This window comes from Alkanindiges illinoisensis (assembly GCF_004377485.1).
Classification (GTDB): domain Bacteria; phylum Pseudomonadota; class Gammaproteobacteria; order Pseudomonadales; family Moraxellaceae; genus Alkanindiges; species Alkanindiges illinoisensis_A.
The window spans coordinates 89,763-108,814 of sequence record NZ_SNTY01000036.1 but is presented as its reverse complement, the minus strand read 5'-3'; the positions used below and the strand labels follow the sequence as shown (position 1 = coordinate 108,814).

Below are 19,052 nucleotides of genomic sequence, written 5' to 3'. Positions count from 1 at the left end.
AATAAGAAACGTGCCTGATTTTCAATTGTAAGAACAACTGGACAAGCTACTAGAATTTTAAGCCAAAAGACTAAAACCAAAAAAAACAGCCTGAATTAATGTTCAGGCTGTAAGTCATTGGTTTGGGACGTGGTCTTAATTTCCTGTCCATCCGGGCTGGCATACACCAGCACCACCCGGCGACTTAAGGCATGGCCAGTGATAGCCACTGGATCGGCAATGAGTTGCTGCTCACCGGCAGCCACCGTGGCAATCCGGCTGGCATCCACACCTTGCTGAATTAAAAAGTTTTCAACGGTTTTGGCACGGCGCTGGCTTAAGTCCAGATTATAAGCCTGACTGCCGCGGGCATCGGTATAACCATACAGGGTTAGTGAATACGTGCTGTTCTTAACCAGCATCGTGGCAATATTGCTCAGTACCTGTGTTGAGGCTGGCGACAAGCTGGCCTGATCCAGCGCAAAATGTACCACGTTGGGCAGAACGTCCTGCGTTACTGGTTCAATGGCTGGCATGTCAGTAGTAGTTGCAACTGCTGGCGCAACTGTTGCAGCACTCACCAATGGCCATGGGCCAACCACGCCATGACAGCCTTTTTCAGGGCCATTTAACTGCTCAAGACTGGGATAATTAGCCTTACTCCACGCAGGCAAAGGCTGAGCTGCTGTTGATTGCGTCATAGCATGACAATTGGCTGCCTGATAATTGGCCTTGTCAATCAGGCGCTCAGCCGCCGCAAACAATTCACGCGAATGTCGCCAGCCCAGCTCACAATGTTCGGCAGCAGCCCACACCAGCATGACTTCTGCCTGTGCAATCTCGGTGGCCGCACAGTCAAAACCTGCCTGCTGTTTAAGCAGCTCGGCATTGACCCATAGATCACGGCGCATTACTTTGGAAGACTGAATTACTGGCGTGGTGCTGGAAATCGGCTGTTGCTGTTCGAGTTGCTCAATCAGTTGTCGCGCTTGTGTCTGTGCCTGTTGTTCGGCTGCCGTGAAGCTGCCTTCACTGTGCTGGTTGGCGGCATAGGTCAGCCACATTTGCGCTTTTTGCGCATGGTACTGGGTTAGTGCCTTATTACTTTGCAAAAATGGCTGAACTCGCTGTTGCAACGCTGCCACACTATTTTGTTCCAGCGGATTATCAGAATGATTGGCTACAGGCTGGCTCAGGGCTGGCAGACTAAACGCCAAACCACTGACCAGGCAGGCTGCCAGCGCCAGTTTTAACTTAATGGCCTGCATCGTCTGGCTCCTGCGATTTGTTGACATTGCTGTGATCAAAGTTCAGCAGGTCTTCATCAAACTTGAAACGGAAGCGTAAATATGGCCCCTGAATAGAGGTGCTGCTATCCGCCAGATCCTTGTCCTTGTAGCCGGAGAAGTTATAACCGGCAGACAGCCATAAATTGGCCGCCAACAAATAGCCGACTTCACCGCCCAGCAGCAGGCGACGGCCTTCGCTGGCATCGCTCCACAGCAGGCCGGCATTAATGCCTGCATCCCAGCGCTCGTTGATATCATACATGGCACGGCCACTTAGCAACTGGGTAGCGCCTGTGGACTTGATGCCTTCAAAGTCTGCCTTGACATACTTCACTGCATACTGACCAGACAGCGTGGTTTTGCGATTTGGGTGGAAGTTGGCATGGTTGGACAAAATGTACACATTGCGCAGGTATGGGCTGGACAGGTTGGTTTCGTCATTTTCATAACGGTATTCCAGCTTGGTCAGCGCATCAAAGCGGTTCTGGTCAAAGTCACGGTAGGCTGCACCAACCTGGAAACGGTCAATCACGCGGTCGCCGGTGGTGTCGCCCTTGTTGTCAATCTGGCTAAACACGTTCTTGGTCAGCAGGGTGACATCATCGGTCAACTTGTAGGCCAGACCCAATGTATTGAGCAAGGTGTCAGACTGATCCGCCCAGCGCATCTCTAAGCGTGCTACGCCTTTCCAGTCCGGATTGGTCAGGTATTCCAGACCAACCGAAGCCGCCGTGCTATCCAGTGACTGGTTGTCATTACCAGCAATCGCCTTCACTTTTTCCAGACTGGTGTTGGCATAAATTCCCTTGGCCACTTGCCAGCGGTTACGGGTTCCAATTGCCGCTTCGGCTTCACGCGCGCTAATGCCATCACGTACCCGGTATTCACTAAACACCGAACCATCCTGACTGTAATTGCTGTCAATCCCCACCACGGTAGTGTTGCGGCGCTGGGTGTCGTTTAGTTCATACAGGCCATTGATGCTGGAAATAATTTCCTGACGCGCGTACAAGCGGGCTTTTGGATTAATCTGGTAATTGCCACCTAATGCAAAAACCCGGCGATCCGCATCACTGATATCCTGCTCGTATTCAATAAAGGCATTGGAGCCTTCCCACGGCAGCGCACTGTTGAGCTTGGCGCGTACGGTGGTGCCATCATACGGGGTGCTGTTATTAATACTAGCCTGCTGGCTGGTAGCACTGGCAGCGCTCACGGTTTCTTCGTAGTAGCGCACACCCAGTTCCAGCGACATCAGGCGGTTTAAGGCGCGTTCCACACTGGCGGAAATGCCCTGACGCACGCCCTGATTGGCCTGATCTTCGGTACGAATGGCTTCAAAACGGGTTAAGCCCAGTTTTTCTACCCGTGCCTGTGCCTTAATACCACTTTCCTTGCGTCCAGCAGTAATTGGTGAAGCTGTGTTGTAAAAACCGCTATCTGCCTGATTGTGGTAAGCACGCAATTCAATATTATTGATGCTGTAATCCAGCTCAATGCGGCCAGCAGTGCCGGATTGCTCACCAGTGGCTGATGTGCTGGCATTAATGCTGGTTAAGCTGTTGGCCGGATCAATGGTGTTTTCACTACGCGCCACTTCAGCCACCAGCTTGGCACGGTCATTCAGCTTGATAACGGTATTGACACTGGCCAGTTGCTCATCGGTCAGCGGATGGTCACTCTTCACATAAGAACCACCCACTTGCACCTTATTGGTGAGTTTTACCGAGCCGGACACACCGCCCACGGTATATTCTTCACCGCCCTGATCGGCTTCAACAGTAATGCGCAGGTAAACCGGGTTTAAGTCGCTATCAACGCTGGAAACGGCTTCTTTTAAATAAATACTGTTGCTGAAGGTATCGACTTCATAGTCAGTAAATCGCGCCAGTGTACGCTGGGAAATGATCAGACCCGGATTATTACGGTCACGTACAATTACTTCGACTTTTTCACTGTTGCGCAGCACATCATCACTGCTCACCTGACCCAGTGAATACGGGCCGGTAATACCTAAGCCACGCTGTTCGCTGGTAATCTGGGTAGCATTGGTTTGCGCCACAAAGCCGGTGATTTTGGTGCGATCAGTTTCAATGCTGGTGCGCGCGCCAGTTAATGAGCGGTTGTACTGGCCTAACGACAAACCGTCATCATTGTCTGTGCGGGTCACATAGTCGCCATACATGACATACGAGCGGCCCTTGTCGACCCGCACATACAACTTGCTGGTAGATTGCGCATCAAAGCCCTTGGCCGCGGCATCCCCATACACCGGATAATATTCATCAGGACGGATGTCACGGAACAGGCGCTGGTCTTTGTCCTTGTCGGAGTCATAAGCCAGCGTCAGCAAATATTCGCCTTTTACCTTGCCTTTTAAGAATAATGCAGCACGGCCAGTTGCATTGGTTTTGCCGCCATTGCTGGATGCAATGTCATTCAGCTCTTCTTCAAAGCCATCGTTGCGGTTCACCTGACTCAGCTGCTTGGGATCAAATTTCTGGAAAGAAATGGCACCCTCAATGATACCAGCGGCAATCATCGGACGCAGTGCCGGCAGGAAGCGCACAGGCAGGTTGGCATTATAAATACCACTGGTCACATTTAAAGTGCCTTCGCCTGCCTCACTGGGTGCAGTAATTGGCACCAGCAGCGTTCCGCCTTCCACAAACACCTGAATGCCGGGCTGGCTGGCGTCCAGGTCTTTTAGTTCAACCTTGCCAATGGTGCTTTCCAGCGTAATCGGGGTACGGCTGGCCACCATGGTGCCGTTGTGATCAACAATTTTCAGCACGGCACTGAACACATCAGAACCGTTGGCCTGTGCTTCCTGCTTGGGTGCACTCAAGGCCAGCTTGCTCATTTGATCCGGGGCAATCACCTGAATCTTTTGCTGTTCACGCAGGTTGCCCATGGCATCTAGCTGGCGCACTTCAATCTGGTTGCTGCCCGGTTTGAGATCTACACCAATATAATCAAAACCCGCCACCTGAAAATCTGGCAGAATGGCTTTTTTGCCAATGCGCTTGTCATCAATGTGCTGGCCATTGACCCACAGCTCAATGGTTGCACCAGCCACGCCTTTCACCTGAACAGTGGTTTGCGCATACGGCAAGGTTTGGCCGTCTTTTAAGTTTAAAATCGTCAGCTGGTTGCTATTGGCTTCAGCCAGTGCTTGTTCAAGATCAACCAGTACGGGTGCCTTCACAGGTTCAATTTGTACCGCACGCAGTTCTTTAATCTGGTCTTTAGACAGTTCAATATTACAGTTGGCAGTAACACCTTGCGCACTGATGCAACCACTGGCGGGCTGGCTGCGTACATCGCCCACGCTATAGCGCAATGGGTCCAGTGACAAATCAGCCCGCAATACCTGTTCCAGATTGGCATTTTGTGCTTCAATTTTTTCCTTGCGCTTGTCGACCTGTTCAATTAGCGGCTGCGTACAGGTGCCTGCGCCATCGGCAATGGCAAAATCAGCACGATGCAATTCGCCACGCTTGAGGTCAACAAAACGGCTACCAGCATCACCGGCATTACGGTTGCCCAGCAATACCATTTCAGCATTGCCCGGCAGGGTGGTGCGATCCAGTTTTAACACGTGGGTTTTGGCACTCACGCCATAAAAATCATATTTGCCTTCACGGTCAGTGATGACATAGCTGCCATCTTCCATGAACAGGCGAATACCGGGTACACCACGCTCGCCCACATCCTGCATGCCATTGCGGTTGCAGTCCATAAATACCTTGCCGACAATAAACGCATCCGACATCAGCACGCCGGGAGTCACTTCAATTTTGGCCGAGGCTTCATTGGATTCTACACCGCTGGCATCACGCGCGCGTACGCGGTTAATGCCATCGCCATTCAAGGCATTGGGACCAATTTGCACACGGTACTGGATTTTAACTTCTTTATTGGCATCCAGATTACCCAGACCCAAAGTTAAATACGGGCCTTTGCCGCCCAGCGGATCATTCACCTTAACGCCATTAACCCGCGCCGTGCCCGCCACATAAATAAAGCCGCGTGGCAGGGTATCCTTGATCGATACATCCTGCGCCGCAGTTTTGCCACGGTTGGCCACGGTCACGGTGTATTCTTCAAAATCACCCAGCTCGGCAGTGGTGTGGGTGGCCGTTTTTTTCACAAACAACGGTGAGGTTGGCGTGGACAGTACCGGATCAACTGGAATGTCAATATTTAACGCCGGGTCGCCATTGTTCAGGGCAAAGTTGCCACCATACGACCACTGCGGATGAACGGCTTTATCACTGGAAAAACTCGGGTAAACCGTTTTATCACTGATAAAGGTATATTTGGTTGAACCAGGAATAGTGGACGTGTCTACTTGCAGGCTATAGTTACCGGCAATCACCTGCGGATAAATAAACTCACCCAGTTCATTGGTGAGCTGCGTGGCGGGAATTGGAATTAGCTCGCCGGTTTCTGCATTAACATTAAACGCCACATTGTTACCGACCGGATTGCCACTGGCATCCATCAGCGTAACTTTGGCACCAACAACCGGCTTGCCAGTTTTGGCATCAAATACAATTCCGTATGGGTTAATCAGCACATTGGTGCTGACATCATTAATGGTTGCCGTCGGGTTGCCGCTGGCGTCCAGACAGTTCACCAGACTGACCACCACGGTGTCGCGTTTTACCGTTTGCAGAATCTGGTCGTTGGGATTAGCTGTCGCGCTTTCTGTAGTATTTAGCTCATAATGAAATACGCCGCTATTGGGTTCGGTTTCCACACCAATCACTTCAACCATATCCCCGGTAACTGTGGATTTAACCCGGATTTTTACCTGATCGCTCACCGTACGGCTGGCATTACACTGGGCACTGTCCGCTGAAATATACAGGGGCTTATTCAGGCTGCCAGTAGCCAGAACACGGTTATAATTACCCGTATTGTTGCTGATGTCAGACTTGCCGGATACTACGGTTTTGGCAATATTGGACAGGATGGTTTTTTCACCGGTTGCCAGCTGGTATTTCACTGCAAACTGATTGTTTAAGGTGGTGTTAGCAATGTTATTGTTCATGCTAACGCTAAGCTGCACCCGCTCAATGCTGCGCGCTTCAATAGCCGGATAGGCCACCACCAGTTCATTAATACTTTTGAGGTCAGCCGGTTGCTGACGGCTATAACTGTTTTCACCAGTCTTAAATAAAATTTGTGCGGCCGGATTGCTGGCCTGGGCGCTTTTATAAATGGTGTTGGCCGGCAATGAATCCACCATAACCACCATGTCCTGCGCCTGCCCGTCAATAAACACGCGGGTTGGACGAATGGCCTGACTGCCTTTGTTTTCCAGCGTCAGGGTATAATTTAGGTCATAGCTTTTGCCGCTACCTGGTGTAAAGGTTTCCTGATCAACCGTTTTGCTGGCGGTAAGTTCTGGCAGGTAAGCCACCAGACTGTTGGTTGCTGTGGCAGTGACATTCGGGTCTTCAACCACAACAGCCTTGATGGGCAGGTTTAATTGCTGCTTGTCCTGCAGGCTGGCTGATGCTGTTGCCACCACCCACAAGTTAATGGATTGTAGGCGATCCAGTACAATAGAACCGCTCAGGACTTCATCAGTGGCGTCAAATTCGCCATTCTTGTTTTTATCAACATAAATCTTGATATTGCTTAAACCATTGGCTACCAGTTTTTCAATATTAATGCTGGCCTGGGTATTGCTGGTATTGGTCAGGGTATTGAGCCACACCACACGGGCACCAGCTTCTATTTCCTGGGTTGCAGGCTGGGTAAGCGAAATGGCGTACAGGGCTGCTACTTCAACCTGAACAGTATTGGATTCGGTATTACGGGTTTGGCCCTCTGGGGAAAGATAGGTGGCGTATGCTGTATTCTTGATTGCCACACCAGCAACTGGAATTACGGGTGTTGCCGCGTAACCCTGCTGAGCCATCATGATAGACGCTGCAAGTGTAGAAAGTAAGAATGTCGCTTGGTATGCGTTATATTTCGTATGTCGCAACACAGCAATATACCTTGAATAAAGTTTTAATTCAGATGGAAGCCGGTACTAGACCAGCTTCCATTAAAAACAACACATCTACTTTAATAGAACATTAAAATAAGCAGTTATGGCGTAACTGGATTAATTTTCACACCAAATTTCAGTTTGGCTGTTGCTGTAGGCGCCAAGTTGCCGACAGGGTTAGAAACATTACCCGTTGCACCAGCAGCCGGTGCAGTCACTGTACCTGTTGTGCCATCATTTGATGGAGTTGGCGCTGCAGCTAATGTAGTGAAAGCAGGAGTGGCATCATTAATGACTAATGTAGTTACCGGAACGCTACCATCATTGGTGGCGGTAATACGATAAATCACACAAGTACCTGGTTTGGCAGATATGGTTCCCTGAGTATAGCTAGCCAAGCCACTGTCTTCAGTACCATCACAATTTGCATCAAGTGCTTGCTCTTTCAGCAGACGAATCTGACCATTATTAATGGTCGTTACATCAGTGACTTTAAGTGCCGCAGGCGCGGTATCATCACCAATAACACCTGTTGGGGTAATCGTAATGGTAGCCACATCTTGCTGACCATCGGTGGCGCCAGCAGGTGCTTCAACTTTTACGAAGATTCTAACTGCTTCACCCGGTTGCAGACCAGCTCCGCCAGCAGTACCTGCCAGTAATGCAGTCAAGTTAGTACCAGTAACCAGCTCACCAGCGTCTGCAATACCATTGTTGTCTACATCCACATAAACAGAAGTATTAGTGCCAGTGAGGGTATTGCCAATTGCAATATTTAAATCAGTGCCAGCCAGACCTTCAGTGACATTACCAGTGTTGGTTAAAGTATGGGTATAAACAACAGTGCCGCCTGGAGCAATCTGTCCATTACGGTCTGGTGTAAAAATCAGACTACGGTTTTCATCAACGATCACCCGGTCTTTTAAACTATCCGTTAACCCAGTCGCTGGAGACAAAATGGTAAACACAAGGTCGTTATTGCCTGGCAATGCATTGGCTGGTGGGGTAACCACAGCAACCAATTTAACGGTTTGCCCGGCCGGAACATTACCTGTATTGGTAATTGGCGCACCATCAGGCTGCCCATCACCGTTGGTATCCTGATAAAACACTGCTGTCCAGCCTGATGGCAGGTTAGCAACGCTTAAATTATAGTTATCAGGATTGGTACCATCATTAGTGACAGCCAGTTGCAGGGTCGCAGGCTGGCCAGCTTCTACCGTAGCAGTCTGGACGATTAAGTCAGTTGCGGTGCCAGCAATGTATTTACCATCACCGTCAGCCACATTAGTGCTACCATTTTTGGTTAAGTCTACAGTAGCTGCTGTAATATTCACATTTAACGTAGTGACGTCATTAGCCGCGGCAGATGCATTATCTACTGGATCAGCCGTAACGGTTACGCTACCAGAAGTAATAGATGTGCTAGGTGGAGTAATCTTCACTACCACCAGTTGATTGGTATTCGGTGCAATAGGACCGGTATCAACTGTAGTGTCACCACTAGTATCGGTTAACGGGGTTACGCCATCAGCTTTAAAGAACTGAACTGTCGTACCTGCGACCAAGCCAGTCAAAACAGAAGTCAGATTATAGCTTTCAGTGCTGTTACCACGGTTCCAGACATAGGTATTAAAGGTTGCCGTTTCACCCTGTGCAATAGCTTTGGTTTGGCTATCTGTCTGTGTGGTGGTATTCCGTTCGCCATCATTATAGTTCAAAGTTGCCGAATCGTTGATGGCGCCCAAATAAGTTGCTGCTACAGTAACCGTACTTGGATTAGACGGTTCAGGTGTGGTAACGGGTGTAGTCCCTGTATTACCATTGGTTGGACCATCTGGATCATAGCTATAATATGCTGTGTTGGTAATCGCGCCAGCAGGAGCAGCAGCATTTACCGTCACTTTAAATTTCAAAGTACCAGTGGTGTTAGCAGCAACGCTTGGGATTTTAAAGGTTAAACGGCCAGCCTGAGTGATATTAAAATCATAGCCATCAGTATCAGCAGCATCGGTCAAATTCGTCCCTGAGCCACTCCACACGGCTGTGCCAGCTGTGTAAGTAAGATTGGCTGGGATAACGTCAGTCAAGGTAACATCCGTAGCTGTGGTATTACCTGTGTTTTTATAGGTTAAGGTATATTCAATAGTATCGCCAGATTTAACAGCAGATACGCTGGCAGACTTGGTCACCTGAATAACCGCATTGGCAGTAACGTTAACCGTATCAGTGTTGGTTTTTTGAGTCACACTATCAGCAGCATCAACTGCCACTTTAGAGGTTGCGCTGATGGTTAACTTACCATTTTGACCAGAAGTTGCAACAGCTGGAGTGGTGGTCACTACAATCAGGTTAACAGATTGTCCCGCAGTCAGCGTAACTGTTTGACCTGCCAGATTAGTAGTATTGTCAGCAACGCCATCGCCATTGGCATCCAGATAAACCTGAATCGTGGCGAAGTCAAAGTTATCGCCACCAATGTTGGCAGTATTAATGGTAAAGGTGTCAGTGCCATTACCGGTGTTGGTTAAGGTATGAACCAGAGATACCTGACCATTTGGGTTGGAAGTGGTCGTACGGTCAGCAGCCAGTGTAAAGCTGGCAACCTGAATAACCGTAGTTTTTACTTCATTGGACGTTACTGTTTGAGTGCGACCAGCTGCATCGTTATAGGATGCACTGGCAATGTTACTGATATTGGTTCCTGCTAGTGGTGCTGCAGCATGTGCTGCCGGTACCAGTGCCAGACCTCCAACCACGACTGCAATGGATGCAGCCAGCTGATTTAAGCGCGGTAGTGCGATGTGCTTTGACATCTTATTGCCCCTAGTTGTTTGTTAGACGGGTAAGTTACTGACCAACGGCACTGGCAGTGCTGTTGACACGGGTTTGTGCTGTCACAGTGATGGATTTTCCAGCAGGAAGTTCAGCAATGGTCCAGCGTAATGCACGATACTCTTGCAAAGGTACATTGACGGTTTGCGAGCCGGTTTTGCGTTTTAAGGGCATCGCTGCAAAATTCACCCCGTCAGTACTGGCTTGCGCCTGCGCAGGTGTTGATTTTGCTAAAAACTGGGTGTCCGCAGGGATTGGCAGGGTAGCAACCAGTCCTTTCACACTTTTTGCGGTATTGTTGGTATAGGTAGCACGATACTCAATGATGTCATTTGGCTTGGCTTGTTTTAATGGCTTGGCTGATGATTCGCCTTTTTGATTTAGCGTAATCTGGTAAGCCGAGAGTTCAACTGACACTGGCGGCTTGGCGGCTGGCGCTTCTGCCTGGGCTTCACCAGACATGAATGCAATTGCTACTATTGTTGTTGCAATGTAACTCAATTTACGCATTACTTCTCCCTAGGCTAAGCATCGTGATAACTAGAAACACTTGTTACCGTGGGAACTTAGCGCTTTACTGATAAAAAGGTCTTTTATATGCAACAAAATGTTGCATGCGTCACAATATTACGAGTTAATATAGCTTTTTAACTAAAAAATTTCTACTGTTACTTAACTACACAAATAATATACAGATAAGTGACTCATTTTAAATACCGACTGGTAAACCCGGCCCCAAATTGGGGCAGATTCACAGAATTCTCCCTGCTTATTTCAAGTTACCTACGACTAAAGATATAAGCTGTTATTCAGGTATTGATTAAGGCACCTGAACACAAAACCTTACTTTACCTTGCTGGTTTGGCAACAAGCTACCGCCAGTCTGCCATAGCAATGCGCCATTTGTATGACTGGGATTACAGCTACCCGATGGTGTGCTGGTACAGGAAGCGGTTTTGTAGACTGTTCCGGTAGGTACGCTATCTTTAATAATGACATCAATCAGGTTTTTGGTGGTGTTATTGCGGTAAGTAATTTCATACTCCAGATAACCCCCATTTTGCACCTGATTCTGCACGCCAAAGCTACCCGTATCGGTGGCTGTGGATGGACAGCTGGCCACACTGCGTACGCCTTTTTGCATGGTTAAGCCTGCACTGCCCAGTAACGTGGTGTCCTGACGTTGCAGGGTCGTACCTGTAATCTGGCTGCTGTCGGCCAGTGTTACGTTATAGCTGGCCTGCAATTGACCTAGGTGCTGTGCGCCCATGCTGGCAGTTGCTGGCGCATAAACCCGCTGCACCAGACAAACTTCTTCTGCGTTTTTGAGGCTTAGGGGCAGGCTTTGACTAAACAGGCCTTCCCCACTATCCACCTTGCCATTACAGTTGCTGTCGCGGTATACCACGGCTTGCCAGTTTTGGTCGCTACTGTTGGCGGGTTGCTGTGAGACAGTCTGGTTCAGGCTGCTAATGGTCAACACACTTTGAGCCGTCAAGCGATGTGGATAATCAGCTACGCCTCCGGCAGTAATGGTTTGCTGGCCATCTTCACTGAGCAATGCAGTTAAGCGTGCATCACCAAAGTTATGATTGCTATAACTGGCTGCGCCTGTATTACTTATTGTAATAGTGTCGGAGGTACGATTATAGCCTGTCGTGCCGCTAACTGAGGAATAACCTGTCAGATTGGTCTGGGCAATGCAAAAATTACCTGCGGGCAGATCAGTGGGCGATAGGCTAAAGCGATAGTCACCGTTGGCGTCTGTTTTGGTCGTCGCGATTGCTGTGGTGTTGGTACAGTTGTTAATGGTTACTATACTATTTGCAATGCCCAGTTCACCTGCATCTTTAATACCGTTGTAGGCATTGCTATTGACTGCGGTGCTGCCACTGTTGTCTTCAAATACTTGTCCGCTAATGCTAACGACCTGCTTTTCAACAATATTGATGCTGGCTGGGATTTGTAGTCGTGCTGTTGCATCCAGATTGGCAGCAGTACAAGCCTCTCCGTTAAGGGATAGTCCTATTTCGCCATACAGCCCTTGCGCATAATCTTCATTGCTACCTGGTGTATTGCGGTTTGCTATACGGTAAGTAATCCGGTTATAGCCGGTATTTAAAGTCACGCTGTTTTGAATATACGGGTTGGAACTCCATTTGCCATCTACACCCACCTGGGCACCATTAAGCATAATGTATGCACCGTCATCCAGCTGGCTGCCCGCATTGCCAATACATAATGAAGCTGTACTGGTGGCAGGCACATAAATACCTGTAGTTAATTGCCAGACCCGACGGTTATCACCTGCTTGAGTAGCGGGGTTCAGTGCCAGCAGGGTCTGTGATTTGGCTGTGTCGGTATTTAGGCTGGTAATAATGCGGCTAATCATTGGGCTATAAGTGCCTGAAGGGCCAAAGACACTATTATTGCCGCCAATCGCTGCCTGAGTCAGATAAGCACCTGTCGGATTAACCTGAGTGGGTAACCATGCAGTTGACAGATTAACATTTTCATTGGCATTGGCAGTGCCATAACCAAGTGCAAATGCCCCATTAGGACGGATTTCGTTGAACTGGCTACTGCCATTCGGGTTGGTGCTTCCCCAGACATTATAGAGTGATTCACCGACCCCGCTACCCGGGTTGAACTCATTACTCCCTACCCGGATATCGGCCTGAATGGCAGTACCCAGTGTAGAGGATGCCGTGGTGTCATAACCTACTTGCAGCTGGAAACTGCCGCCATTGGCAACGCTACCCACCGGGCATGACCACTCCCCGGAAGACAGGCTACAGTTGGCACCATTGACAATCTTGACGCTGGTGACAGTTACCCCAGTCTGGGTTCGTGGTTTGAAAACAGCCACTGTGCCGCTGGCATCATCCGGCCCCTGATTGGTAATGTTAATCAGCTGGGTACCAGCCTGCCCGCGATAAATGGTAGGCAGATCAGGAGTAATCACAAACCGCGCTTCTTTTTGCGGCGTGTCAGGGGTAATTGCAGATGGGGTGCTAATTGTCGTGCTGGCACTGCTGCTATTGTTACTGCTTACCGGATCAGTGCCTGAAGTCACGGCAATGTTGGCCGTATTGGTGATATTACCAGAGGTACTGGCTGCTCCACTTACTGTAAAGGTCAGGTAGCTGCCACTGGTGGGTGCAGTGCTGCTGGCATTAACTGGCAAGGTACCTGTAGTCACATTAATAGTGTTGCCACTACCGCTTGCTGTTCCACATACCGCGCTACCACTGGCACTACAGCTCCAGCTTACATTAGTCAGGGCGCCAGGTACGGTGTCAGTAAATGTACTGCTGCTGGCTACACCCGGCCCTTTATTCCAGACCTTGATGCTATAGCTGACAGTGTTGCCTTGCGTCACGCTGCTGGTTCCAGTCTTATCAATGGCAAGGTCAGTGCCAGCAACAGTATTGGTATAGCTACAGCTAATGGCAGTGTCAGCAGGATTAATGGTCAGGGTATTGCCACTCAGCGCAGTACTGTTGCCACTACAGGCCAGCGTGGCATTGTAGTTGCTGGCAGTACCGGTACCAAAAGTTTCGCTAATGGTGCCAGTTTCACCCGCATACACGGTGACACTGGTGCCAGTGGTGGTATTACCCGCAGCAGTCGCAGTTGAGGTGCCCGAGGTAGCATTATTGCCAAAACCACTACTGCTAACTGTTGCAGTATCTCCAGCAATGCTACCACTAGACCATATTTTACTTAGGGTTAATGTAGCAGCACGGCGCGCATTGGTGTAAGTACAGGTAATCGCCGTGTCAGCCGGATTTACCGTTAGGGTTGTTCCAGTCAGTGCAGTTGCATTACCTGTACACGCCAGAGTGGCATTGTAGTTAGTGGCACTGCCTGTGGTAAATGTTTCACCCAATGTAATGCTGTCACCGGCATAGACCGTCTGCCCTGCTGCTGCATCAGTTTCACTGGCGGTATTGGCAACAGCCGACAAGCTGGTCAGGCCAGTAGCCGTAATAGTTGCTGCATCATTGAGCTTGGCATTTGCCCAGATCTTTTGCAGGGTCAGGCTGGCAGACTTGCGAGTATTGGTATAAGTACAGGTAATTGGACTGGTTGCGGTGGCTGCGGCAGTAATTGTCAAGGTGTTGCCGACTGAATGACCATTGTTACCGGATAATATCCCTGCATTACAATTGATCGCTGTTGTGTAGTTGGCAAGTGTACCTGAGCTCATAGTTTCAGCAGGCAGGGTTGCTGTTTCACCAGCATAAACTGTTACTGCAGCACCATTCGTGGCCGTACTGGCTGTACTGGTAAATGCAGCTGTGTTATTGGTTAACCCTGTGGTTGCCCCAATGTTTGCCACATTTCCAGTGAGGCTATTGGCTGCCCAGGCTTTAGCTAATCGAAAGGTTGTACTTTTGCGGGTATTATTATAAGTACAAACGATTGATTTACCTGCATCGCCGGCAGCAATTACCAATGTATTGCTAGCCTGGCCATTGGTCCCGCTTAAGGCATTAACTGTTGGACCACCATTTGCCGTACAGCTCAGTACTGTATTGTAGTTGGCAATATTAGTACCTGTTTCAGCAGGGAAGGTAATGGTATTACCGACGGCTACTGCTACTGGGGCACCACTGCTGGCATTAGTTCCACCAGGAGTAGTAAATGCGGTTGTATTATTGGTACCTCCCGTTGTGGCACCGATAGTAGCGTTATCTGTGGTTACGCTATTGGCACCCCACGTTTTAGCCAGTTGCAAGGAGGTAGTGCGTGTATTGGTTACATTACACTTGATGACCTTGCCGTAATCAGCACTCGAGGTGGTAAGTACCGAACCACTTAGGCTTCCTCCATTACATGACCAGTTGGAAGCACTATAGGCACCAGTGTTTGAACTACTCAGGGTTTCTGCCAAAGTACGCGATGCACCGGCAGCCATGATAATGGTATTTGAAGTATTGGCAACATTGGCTGCGGTAGCCGTAGAGACATAATTAATGTTGGCAGCACCGGTAGCACCACCGGTGGTTGTTAAAGTAGCCCTATCATTAACACTGGCATTAACCCATGTTTTTTCCAGTTGCAGACCAATATCATCATCCTGAATGCTATAGGTCGATGTTGCATTACCACCTGTATTGGTACAGAAGTTAGTAGGCATGATGGTAAATTTGGTAGCATCCGGCGTTAAAATTACCTTAAAAAAGCGACTACCTTCAACCACGCTGTTATTAAGTAGCTCAACCGGAATACTAATCGTATGACCACTACTGTAGTCACCAGCGGCCAAGGGAATATTAAAACTGGTACTGACACCATTATAAATCTTGTAGTCAGTACCAATAACGGCTGTTGAGGTTGGATCAATACTAAAATTTAGATTAATGTTAGCTGGTACAATTCCTACGACCTGAACCTCAACCGTTGGTGAACTACTCGTATTTTCAACTTGTGCATAGTTAGCCAGCTTGAATTCAACCGCTGGCTTTAAGGTAACCTGAATATCATCCAGAAAGTTGCCTGAGGTTGAAGAACCATTCAGGGATTCAAAACCAATGTATGTATTGGCAGAACTGCTTGAAGTAAATGTTCCGCTATAATCAGCCCAGCGTGAGTCACCAGTGATGGTGGTTCGTGCCGATAGTGGCGTACTACAATTGCCTGTATCACAGGAAGTCACACTACCTGTACCGGTAATAGAGGTAGAGACCTGAACAATGGACTGCGTACCTGCCTTAAAACGCATTTTGTCATCAGTGGTATTTCGACCATTGTGGCTAAATTTCCAGCCGACTGTTTCACCACTCTCCAGACAAACCTGCTGGCGGATTTCTGACAAAGCAGCAGCATTGAGCTCAACAAACTGACTGCCACTACGCGCACTGATACAATTTTCTGAATTGGCAGTACAATTGCCACTGCCACCATCAATATCGCGTGGACCTTTCCATACCTCAATAATGGGTGCAACACTGGTGGTGTCAACGCCGGCATTAACCCCTGGCGGACATAAAACCCGATTTGTTCCCGAATAGCTGGGATGTGTGGTTGACCAGCCGGGCACACTGGCACCTTGCGAGGCATAGACCCGGCACGGTGAACCATTGGAAATTTGCACTGATTCAAAGCTCAGGTTCACAAAGCTACGCTGAATCACACCCTGTGCTGTACTGGATATCAGCATTAAAAGCATGGCTAAAACGAAGGTTATTCGTTTAGCGGCATGGTCAGATACATTATTCTTTAACATTTTCATCTCATTGGCCGGCATAGCGCACCCCGAATTCAAAAACATGGCTTGCGCCGCTGGCAATGCCTGGAACAGTGCCACTGATACTGCCGGACTGGCCGATGGCTGGCGCGCTGATGGTATTTGCGGTGCAACTGCTGCATACAGGTGCAGTGGCCATTACGGTAGCGGCCGGTGTGGTATCCCGGAAGTTAAACGCCCCAATATTGAGTGCACCCTGATTTTGTACGGTCAGGCGGTATAGCACGCATTGCCCTGAGCCGTTGGCATTACGGCCAATGGTTAAGGTTGCAGCGGTATAGCTGCCTTCGGCCACGCCATCACAATTGGCATCTTTTGCCTGGAGTTTTGCCAGACGAATCTGGGTCGCGCTCACGGTGGTAATATCGGTTACCCCATCAATGACCGTATTACTGGCATCACGCAATGTAATAGTCCCGGTATTGACTACCCCTACCCCGCTGTAGCCCGTATTTTGTACCTTGGCAAAAATCCGCAACTGGGCACCTGCGGCAATCATGCTGCCATTAATGTTATAGGTGCCATTAATCAGCAAATCAGTGCTATCAAGCTGGCCATTGTTGTTGAGGTCATAATACAGGGTGGTTTCAAAACCGGGCTGATCGTTAGTTACCGCCAGATAATAGTTGCCATTGAGTGCTGTTGCACCGTTATTAATCAGGTTATGGCTATAGACAATCGTGCCATTGGGAGCAATCTGTCCGCGCAGATCCGGCATTAATACCACGCTGCCGGTACTATTCAGGCTGCTGATGTTGATGGCATTCATTAAGGTATCAAAGCCAGGATTGCTGGCATTGTTACTGCTTACATAAGTGCTGGATGCCACCTTGAAATATACGGGAATATTGCTGGCAGTGGCCACATCAGCCTTTAATGTCACGACCGCGCAGTACAACTGGCTTTCACCATCAGCCAGCAGGCGGGTTTGCTGGATTTCACTGCCCAGCGTCGTGCAGCTATTGCTGGTTGACTGATAAAAACGAATGGCAGCCACACCCTGCGGCAAATCCACGGTATTGAAATTGCCATCGGCATCCGCGCTCAAGGCATACGCTGTGGGCGTCCCCGTGTGCTTGACCGACAATGGAAAAATTACCGTGCCCGATGAGCTTCCGGTCAGGGTTTTCCATGGATTGCCTGCATTCTTGATACTGCCGTTGCCTGTTCCGTTGTTGTTGGTTTCCGGGCTGTTGGTTAAATCCACCAGTCGGCTGGCATCAGTAATGGTGATACTGCCACGATCTTCTACGATATCAGTTTTGCTGCGATCGCCCAGCGATTGTGCCTGTGGAGATACGCTATAATTGCTTGCAGCCGTCACAGCAAATGTCGTGGGTGTACGCAGCTTCACCACGATTTCCAGCTTTTCGCCGGCCTGCAACAGGCCAGTATCAGGTATGCCATCACCATTACTGTCCAGCAGTGGCGTCACACCATCGGCCCGGTAAAACTCTACCTGATGCGGGGTTGGGAAAGTGTCATTGGTAAAGCTTAAGTTAAAACGGTCTTCACTATTGCCGGTGTTCCACACATAGTTTCTAAACATTATTTCACTGCCAGAACTCACTGCAGGTGCTATGACCAGATTATCGGCTGCGGCACTGCTGGCGCTGGTAGAAATGCCATTGATTTCTACGCCGTAACTGGGATTAATGGTTAAAATTGCCGTGTTACTGGTGGTGCTAATATCTGTAGTGGCCGCGCTATTGTCGTGGTCGTAGCTCACCTGTACCGTGTTGGGAATACGGCCGGGTAGTGCCTGATTGACCCTAACCTTAAACTGGATAAAACCAGAACCGCCCGCCGGAACGCTGCTCAGTACCGCATTGATGGTATTGCCATTTAAATAATAATTAATCCCTGTTGGATCATTACTACCAGTGGCTGGATTAACACTCTGGCCATTCCAGTTTTCGGTGCCATCGCTTACATAGGATAATTGCGCAGGGTCAAGGGTATCGCTTATGCTAACCTGTCCGCTCGCCACCACGCCGGGATTTTCATAATCCAGACGCACAGTGACAATCTGGTTTTGGTTGACCGTATTTACTGAAAATGATTTGCGCACCAGAATTACGGCCTGATTGCTGACTGTACTGCGGTCGATATTTTGCTTGGACTGGAGAGTAGTCTGCGAAATGGCGGTCAGTTGAACATCGCCAGTTGCGGCATCACTGCTACCGGCTGGAATGGTCGCGCCCACCAGCAAGCCCACTGATTCACCAGCGGCCAGACTATAACTGCCAATCGCATTGCCATCGGGCACACCATCACGGTTGGCATCCAGATACACCACCATATTGTTGTAGTCAAAGTTGTCGCCGCTTAGATTGGTAGGCGTTAGATTATAGCGGTCTGTGCTATTGCCGGTATTGCTGAGCTCATGGGGGAAAAACACCCGTTGTCCGGCACTGGCTTGCACGCTGCGGTTGGCGGTCAGGGTAAAGGTATACACCGGAATAATGGTGGTTTGAACCAGGTTAGAGCGGCTGGTTTGTACCACGCTTGAGCCTTCTTCCTTATATTCACCAATAGCCATGTTACTGATAATGGTGCCGGCCAGCGGTACAGCATGTGCATCGTGACAAAACAGGCTGCCAATGCCTAACGCCAGCAAGCCCAGTTGTGCCCATAAAAACCGTCTGGAACCAAAAGTCGCTCTAGTATTACAAGTGATCAT

6 protein-coding genes are annotated in these 19,052 nt (G+C 49.2%); all 6 read right to left on the bottom strand.

Features of this window, described 5'->3' with window-relative positions; genetic code table 11:
- Positions 1 to 95: 95 nt before the first annotated feature.
- Positions 96 to 1,247, bottom strand: a complete 1,152-nt coding sequence (locus E2B99_RS09480; RefSeq protein ID WP_166739029.1) for an OmpA family protein — start codon at positions 1,245 to 1,247, stop codon at positions 96 to 98.
- Entirely contained in the window at positions 1,234 to 7,275 is a 6,042-nt protein-coding gene (locus tag E2B99_RS09475; RefSeq protein WP_430981470.1) for an SdrD B-like domain-containing protein, read from the bottom strand. Before E2B99_RS09475 ends, E2B99_RS09480 begins: the two co-directional genes overlap by 14 nt.
- 104 nt (positions 7,276 to 7,379) lie before the next feature.
- Positions 7,380 to 10,094 carry a beta strand repeat-containing protein gene (locus E2B99_RS09470; RefSeq protein ID WP_134244733.1) on the bottom strand — a complete coding sequence of 905 codons (2,715 nt, stop codon included), beginning with the start codon at positions 10,092 to 10,094 and terminating at the stop codon, positions 7,380 to 7,382.
- Positions 10,095 to 10,128: 34 nt separating this feature from the next.
- On the bottom strand, positions 10,129 to 10,623 hold the full coding sequence (locus tag E2B99_RS09465) for a hypothetical protein (RefSeq protein WP_134244732.1): 495 nt from the start codon (positions 10,621 to 10,623) through the stop codon (positions 10,129 to 10,131).
- A gap of 310 nt (positions 10,624 to 10,933) precedes the next feature.
- Positions 10,934 to 16,348: an SdrD B-like domain-containing protein gene (locus E2B99_RS09460; RefSeq protein WP_166739028.1), complete on the bottom strand. Its 5,415-nt coding sequence runs from the start codon at positions 16,346 to 16,348 to the stop codon at positions 10,934 to 10,936.
- A gap of 7 nt (positions 16,349 to 16,355) precedes the next feature.
- Positions 16,356 to 19,052, bottom strand: a complete 2,697-nt coding sequence (locus tag E2B99_RS09455; protein ID WP_134244730.1) for a hypothetical protein — start codon at positions 19,050 to 19,052, stop codon at positions 16,356 to 16,358.